This is a genomic window from Protofrankia sp. CiP1_Cm_nod3, from assembly GCF_982290655.1.
On the sequence record NZ_CEVIVD010000048.1, the window covers coordinates 24,702 to 31,435 of the forward strand.

6 protein-coding genes are annotated in these 6,734 nt (G+C 73.6%); 5 read left to right on the forward strand and 1 reads right to left on the reverse strand.

All coding sequences use genetic code 11. From position 1 onward, the window contains the following. Positions 1–370: RCC1 domain-containing protein (locus AC5LUJ_RS11660; RefSeq protein ID WP_493464927.1), on the reverse strand; the 370-nt coding region annotated here is incomplete at its 3' end. A gap of 406 nt (positions 371–776) precedes the next feature. Between AC5LUJ_RS11660 and argC the strand changes: the two genes are divergently transcribed. From argC to argF, 5 genes are all read left to right on the forward strand, one after another. Further along, on the forward strand, positions 777–1,826 hold the full coding sequence (gene argC / locus AC5LUJ_RS11665) for an N-acetyl-gamma-glutamyl-phosphate reductase (protein WP_250283371.1): 1,050 nt from the start codon (positions 777–779) through the stop codon (positions 1,824–1,826). Positions 1,827–2,079: 253 nt separating this feature from the next. Beyond that, entirely contained in the window at positions 2,080–3,231 is a 1,152-nt protein-coding gene (argJ, locus tag AC5LUJ_RS11670) for a bifunctional glutamate N-acetyltransferase/amino-acid acetyltransferase ArgJ (protein WP_250283344.1), read from the forward strand. Continuing rightward, entirely contained in the window at positions 3,228–4,289 is a 1,062-nt protein-coding gene (argB, locus tag AC5LUJ_RS11675; RefSeq protein ID WP_250292073.1) for an acetylglutamate kinase, read from the forward strand. Before argJ ends, argB begins: the two co-directional genes overlap by 4 nt. After that, positions 4,286–5,542, forward strand: a complete 1,257-nt coding sequence (locus AC5LUJ_RS11680; protein WP_250283340.1) for an acetylornithine transaminase — start codon at positions 4,286–4,288, stop codon at positions 5,540–5,542. Before argB ends, AC5LUJ_RS11680 begins: the two co-directional genes overlap by 4 nt. 118 nt (positions 5,543–5,660) lie before the next feature. Next, a complete protein-coding gene (gene argF, locus AC5LUJ_RS11685) occupies positions 5,661–6,695 on the forward strand; it encodes an ornithine carbamoyltransferase (protein WP_250283339.1) in 1,035 nt (344 codons plus the stop codon). Positions 6,696–6,734: the final 39 nt, after the last annotated feature.

Consider the following 6,734-nt stretch of genomic DNA (forward strand, 5'->3'; position numbering starts at 1 on the left):
CACCGCCGGTGATGGCGGTGACGTCGGTGAGGCCGGAGACCTGGACGGGTAGCGGGCTGTTGGTGGTGGTGCCGTTGCCCAGCTGCCCGGAGCTGTTCAGTCCCCAGGCCCAGACGGTGCCGTTCCGGCGCAGCGCGTACCCGCTGTTCCCTCCGCCCGCGACGGCGGTGACGCCGGTGAGGCCGGAGACCTGGACGGGTACCGGGCTGTTGGTGGTGGTGCCGTTGCCCAGCTGCCCGAAGTCATTGCGGCCCCAGGCCTGCACTATGCCGCTACGCAGCCGGATGTCCCAGCCGGGGGTCGTGCCCGACACTCCCGGGGAGGCAACAGCCGCCGCCGGCAGGGCCACCGCCCCGACTGTGGCCGTCACTGCCGCCGCCCATATTCCGATCCGCCATCGTCGACGAGACATCTCTGCTCCTCAGAACCGGTGGGTGTCGTCATCTACACCCAAACATCGCGGAGGGTAGCAAGAAAATTACTCCGAGTGTTCATATGGCTGCGTGTCATTGTGTGTCGCTACGTGTTCGCACGCCAGCATGTTTGTGTTGTTGTGTGTCTGCTCGGACGCGCTCCTGGTGGTCGTGTCGGGGCTCGGGCCCCGGGGCGGCTGGCGCAGGGCCCGTCCTGGTCCGGCGGGCGACCCGGCGTCGCCCGACGGGGTGCGGGGTCTGGCGGCCCGGCGGGTGCCGGGAGGAGCTGAGGAAACGCCGCGCCGCAACTTCCCACGGCAAGGTATTGCATGTTCATGAAATGCTATGTATAAGTTTTCAGTCATGGGGATGACAGCGGCGGTGGCCGGGGCCAGTGGGTACGCGGGCGGGGAGCTGCTGCGCCTGCTGCTCGGGCATCCGGAGCTCGAGATCGGCCCGCTGGCGGCGGGCTCGTCGGCCGGGCGCGACGTCACCGAGATCCACCCGCACCTGCCCGGCCTCGAGGGCCGGGTCTTCGTCGACACGTCGGCCCTTGCCGGGGCCGACGCCGACATCGTCTTTCTCGCGCTCCCGCACGGCGCGTCCGCCGCGGTGGCGGCGACGCTGCCGGCCGGCGCCCGCGTCGTCGACCTGGGTGCCGACCACCGGCTCGTCGACGCCGAGGCCTGGCGCCGGGCCTACGGCGGCGAGCACGCGGGCGCGTGGACATACGGGATGCCGGAGCTGCCAGCGGCACGGGAGGCGATCCGGACCAGTGACCGGGTGGCGGCCCCCGGCTGCTATCCGACCGCGGTCACCCTCGCCCTCGCCCCGCTGCTGGCCGCGGGGCTGGTCGAGACCGAGGACGTCGTCGTCGTGGCGGCCAGCGGCACCTCGGGCGCCGGCCGCTCACCCAAGGCGAACCTGCTCGGCAGCGAGGTCATGGGCGACCTGACCGCCTACAAGGTCGGCAGCCACCAGCACCGCCCGGAGATCCTCCAGGCCCTCGGCGGGCTGGTCGACACGCCCGTGTCGATGTCGTTCACCACGGTGCTCGCGCCCATGCCGCGCGGCATCCTCGCCACCTGCACCGCCCGCCTCCGCGGAGAAGGCACCGGAAAAGGCGCCGAGGTGACCACGGACGCCCTGCGCGGCGCGCTGCTCGCGGCCTACGCGGACGAGCCGTTCGTGCGGGTCCTGCCGCCGGGCCGCTGGCCCCACACCTCGGCGGCTCTCGGCGGCAACGCCGTCCACCTGCAGGTCATGGCGGACGAGCAGGCGGGACGGGCGGTGGTCGTCGCCGCCCTCGACAACCTGTGCAAGGGGGCCGCGGGCCAGGCACTGCAGTGCGCGAACCTCATGCTCGGCCTGCCGGAGACAACGGGACTGACCGCACAGGGGGTGGCCCCGTGACCAGCCCCACCGCCGACGCTCACCCACGGGCGGAGACCTGCCTGCGGGCGGGCATCCGTCCGTGGGCAGGAACAGGAATCCGCCTGCGGGCAGGAGACGGCCGGGCAGGTGACAGCCATGGGAAAGCAGGCGGTAGCGCAGAAGCGGACGGCTCGCCGAAAACGGATGGCAGTCGTCCACGGGCGAGTCACGGCCGTCCAGCGGCACCGCATAATCATCGGCGGGCAGGAGGCATGATCGTGAGGATCGGATCGTGAGTGTCACGGCGCCGGCCGGTTTCCGGGCCGCGGGCGTGGCGGCCGGGCTCAAGCCCTCCGGCCGTCCGGACGTCGCCCTCGTCGTCAACGACGGCCCCCTCGACACGGCCGCGGGCGTGTTCACCCGCAACCGGGTGCAGGCCGCGCCGGTGCGGTGGTCCCGGCAGGTGCTCGTGGACGGCCGGCTGCGGGCGGTCGTGCTGAACTCCGGCGGCGCCAACGCCTGCACGGGCCCGGCCGGCTTCGCCGACACCCACCACACCGCCGAGCACACCGCGGCCCTGCTCGGGCTGGGTGCCGGTGAGGTCGCCGTCTGCTCGACCGGGCTGATCGGGATACGCCTGCCCATGGACCTGCTGCTGCCCGGCGTGGCCAAGGCGGTCACCGAGGCGGCGGCGACCGGTGGCGCCGCCGCCGCCGAGGCGATCCGCACCACCGACACCGTCAGCAAGCAGGCGGTGCGCGCGGCGGCGGGGGTCACGGTAGGCGGGATGGCCAAGGGCGCCGCCATGCTCGCGCCGGCGCTCGCCACGATGCTGGTGGTGGTGACCACGGACGCGGTCGTCGACCCGCCGACCGCCGACCAGGTGCTGCGGGACGCCTGCCGCACCACCTTCGAGCGGGTGGACTCCGACGGCTGCATGTCCACCAACGACACCGTGCTGCTGCTGGCCAGCGGCGCGTCCGGGGTGCGTGTCGACGCCGGGACGCTCGGCGGGCTGGTGACCGGCACCTGCGCCGACCTGGCCGGGCAGCTGGTCGCCGACGCCGAGGGCTCGACCAAGACGATCGCGGTCACCGTCACCGGCGCGGCCGGTGAGGACGACGCCCTCGAGGTCGGCCGGGCGGTGGCGCGGTGCAACCTGCTCAAGTGCGCGCTCTATGGCAACGACCCGAACTGGGGCCGGGTGCTCGCCGCGGTGGGGACCACCCGTGCCGCGTTCGAGCCCGACGCCGTCGACGTCGCGATCAACGGGGTGTGGGTGTGCCGCGACGGTGCCCCGGGCGAGCCGCGCGAGCTCGTCGACCTGACCGGCCGGGAGGTCGCCATCCGCATCGACCTGCACGCCGGCGGCAGCGAACTGACGGTCCTGACGAACGACCTCACCGACGGTTACGTCTACGAGAACTCGGCGTACTCGACGTGAGCGCCGTACCCGCCCTGGGCCGGCCGGCGACGCTCGCGCGGGGCCATGCCGCCCTGGCCAAGACCCAGGTGCTCATCGAGGCGCTGCCCTGGCTGTCGCGCTTCCACGGCGCCACCATCGTGATCAAATATGGCGGGCACGCGATGAAGGACCCGGCGCTGCGCGAGGCGTTCGCCGCCGACGTGGTCTTTCTGCGCTACGCGGGTCTGCGGGTGGTCGTCGTCCACGGCGGCGGGCCGCAGATCACCGCGCATCTCGACCGGCTGGGAGTCGAGTCGGTGTTCGCCGGCGGGCTGCGGGTGACCACCCCGGAGACGATGGAGATCGTCCGGATGGTCCTGGTCGGCCAGGTCAACCGGGACGTCGTCGGGCTGGTCAACCACCACGGCCCGTTCGCCGTCGGCCTCTCCGGCGAGGACGCCAACCTGTTCACCGCCCGGCGGCGCCTGGCGGTCGTGGACGGCGAGGAGATCGACATCGGCCTGGTCGGCGACGTTGTCGAGGTCGCCCCCGAGACGGTGACCGCCCTGCTCGGCTCCGGCAAGGTCCCGGTGGTCGCCACGGTGGCCCGCGGGATCGACGGCGGGGTGTACAACGTCAACGCCGACACCGCCGCCGCGGCGCTCGCCGCCGCGCTCGGCGCGGCGAAGCTGGTCATCCTCACCGACGTTGAGGGGCTGTACGCGGACTGGCCACACAGTGACGAGGTGATCAGCGAGCTGACCGCCGGTGAGCTGGCGGACCTGCTGCCCACACTGGCCAGTGGCATGATCCCGAAGATGGAGGCGTGCCTGCGGGCGGTGCACGGCGGTGTCCCGCAGGCGCACGTCCTCGACGGCCGGGTGGCGCACGCCGTCCTGCTGGAGGTCTTCACCGACGACGGCATCGGCACCCTGATCACACCGGACGCCGCCCCGGCGGTGGCCGCTCCCGCGCCGCCCGCCCGCCGCGCCGCGGATCCGAGCACGCCAACCCCTGCCGCGGGGACAGCAACCCCTGCCGTAGGAACAGAAACCTCTGCCGTAGGAACAGACCCCGCCACGGGAGGAGCCCTGTGAACGACGATCTGCTCAACCGCCGGGACGCTGTGATCATGACGGCCTACGGCCGGCCGCCGATCGCGCTCGAGCGCGGGGCGGGGACCAGGGTGTGGGACGCCGACGGGCGCGCGTACCTGGACCTGATCGCCGGGGTGGCCGTGAGCGTCCTCGGGCACTGCCACCCGGCCGTGCAGGAGGCCGTCCGCGACCAGATCGGCCGCCTGGGCCACGTGTCCAACCTGTACGTGAACGAGCGGCAGATCGTCCTGGCCGAGCGCCTGCTGGGGCTGCTCGGCGGCGCCGACGGCCGGGTGTTCTTCTGCAACTCCGGGGCGGAGGCCAACGAGGCCGCCATCAAGATCTCCCGGCGGACGGGCCGCGAAGAGATCGTCGCGGCCGAGGGCTCGTTCCACGGGCGGACCCTGGGCGCCCTGTCGATTACCGGCCAGCCGTCCAAACGGGCGCCGTTCGAGCCGCTGCTGCCCGGCGCGCGTTTCGTCCCCTACGGCGACGCCGCGGCGCTGGCGGACGCGGTCGGCGAGCGCACCGCCGCGGTGTTCCTGGAACCGACGCTGGGTGAGGGCGGCGTGGTCGCGCCGCCGGCGGGCTACCTGAAGGCGGCCCGCGAGATCTGCGACCGCGCCGGCGCGCTGCTCGTCCTGGACGAGGTGCAAAGCGGTATCGGCCGGGCCGGCGCCTGGTTCCTGCACCAGGTCGAGGGCGTCGTCCCGGACGTCGTCACCCTCGCCAAGGGGCTCGGGGGCGGCCTGCCGATCGGGGCCTGCGTCGGCTTCGGCCCGGCGGGGAAGCTGCTGCGTCCCGGTGAGCACGGCAGCACCTTCGGCGGGGGGCCGGTCGTCTGCGCCGCCGCGCTCGCCGTGCTGGACACCATCGAGCGGGACGGTCTGATCGACAACGCGGTGCGGGTGGGGGGCCGGCTCGCCGACGGGATCCGCGGCGCCGGCGCCGCGGGCGTGACCGGGGTCCGCGGCCGTGGGCTGTGGCTGGCGATCGAGCTCGACGCGCCGTTCGCCGCCGCCTTCGAGACCGCGGCCCGGCAGGCGGGCTTCCTGGTCAACGCGGTGAGCGCGGACGCGGTCCGGCTGGCCCCGCCGCTGGTGCTCTCGGCCGCGGATGCCGACGAGTTCGTCGCCGCGCTGCCGGCCATCGCCGACCAGGCCGTGACCTCCGCCGGCGCGGACGGCACCGGTGGCGGTGCGGCCGCCGGGCCGTCACGGTCCACCAGCGGACGTTCTAAGGTCAGCGCATGACGGTGCACCCCGACAGCGTCCCGCGCGCGGGAACCCGGCGTGTCGCGAAGCGGCATGCCGGGGATACGGCCCCGCGCCCGCCGGCGCTCCCCGCCATGTCCGCCCTGGACGCCGTCTCATGACGATCCGGCACTTCCTCCTCGACACCGACCTGACACCGGCCGAACAGACCGCCATCCTGGACGCGGCGGACCGGCTGAAGGCGGCCCGCCGCACAGGCGACCGTTCGGGCAGCGGCGGGCCCGGGCCGCTCGCCGGCCGGTCGGTGGTCCTGCTGTTCGAGAAGCCCTCCACCCGGACCAGGCTGTCCTTCGACGTCGCCGTGGCCGAGCTCGGGGGGCACCCGGTGGTGGTGGACGCGGCGAGCACCCAGCTCGGCCGGGGCGAGTCCATCGAGGACACGGCCACCGTCTTCAGCCGGTACGTCGACATGATCGTCATACGGACGTTCGCGCAGGAGCGGCTGGAGCGGCTGGCCGCGGCCGCGTCGGTGCCGGTGGTCAACGCGCTGTCCGACCATGCCCACCCGTGCCAGGCGCTCGCCGACCTGCAGACGATCCGGGAGCGGAAAGGCGCCCTGGCCGGCCTGACCCTGGCCTATCTCGGGGACGGGAACAACGTCGCGCACTCGCTGGTCCTCGCCGGCGCACTGGCCGGGATGCGGGTGCGGGTCGCCTCCCCACCCGGGTACGAGCCGTTCGAGCAGGTGGTCCGGCAGGCCAGCGAGATCGCCGCCAGCACCGGCGGGGAGATCGTGGTGACCCACGACCCGCTGGTGGCCGCCGCCGGCGCGGACGTGCTCTACACCGATGTCTGGGCGTCGATGGGCCAGGACGACCAGGGCGAGAGCCGGTCGCTGGTCTTCCAGCCGTACCAGCTGGACGAGAAGGCGGTCGAGGCGGCCGATGACGACGTGATCGTCATGCACTGCCTGCCGGCGCACCGCGATCTGGAAATCGCCGGTTCCGTGATCGACGGCCCCCGCTCGGTCGTCTTCGACCAGGCCGAGAACCGGCTGCACGCGCAGAAGGCACTCCTGTCCTTCCTCCTGGATCCGTCCCTGCTGGACGAGCCCGACCAGGCCGCCGGCCGGGCGGGTGACGCGGCGGCGCACCCGTTCCCCACCGCGCTGACCGGGCAGAGCACGCCATGACGGGCCGCCGGGGTCATGCCACCGCGACCACCCAGGTGG

Coding starts and splice junctions, on each gene's coding strand:
- argF (WP_250283339.1), top strand. CDS start 5,661: ATGACGATCCGGCACTTCCTCCTCGACACCGACCTGACACCGGCCGAA.
- argC (WP_250283371.1), top strand. CDS start 777: ATGGGGATGACAGCGGCGGTGGCCGGGGCCAGTGGGTACGCGGGCGGG.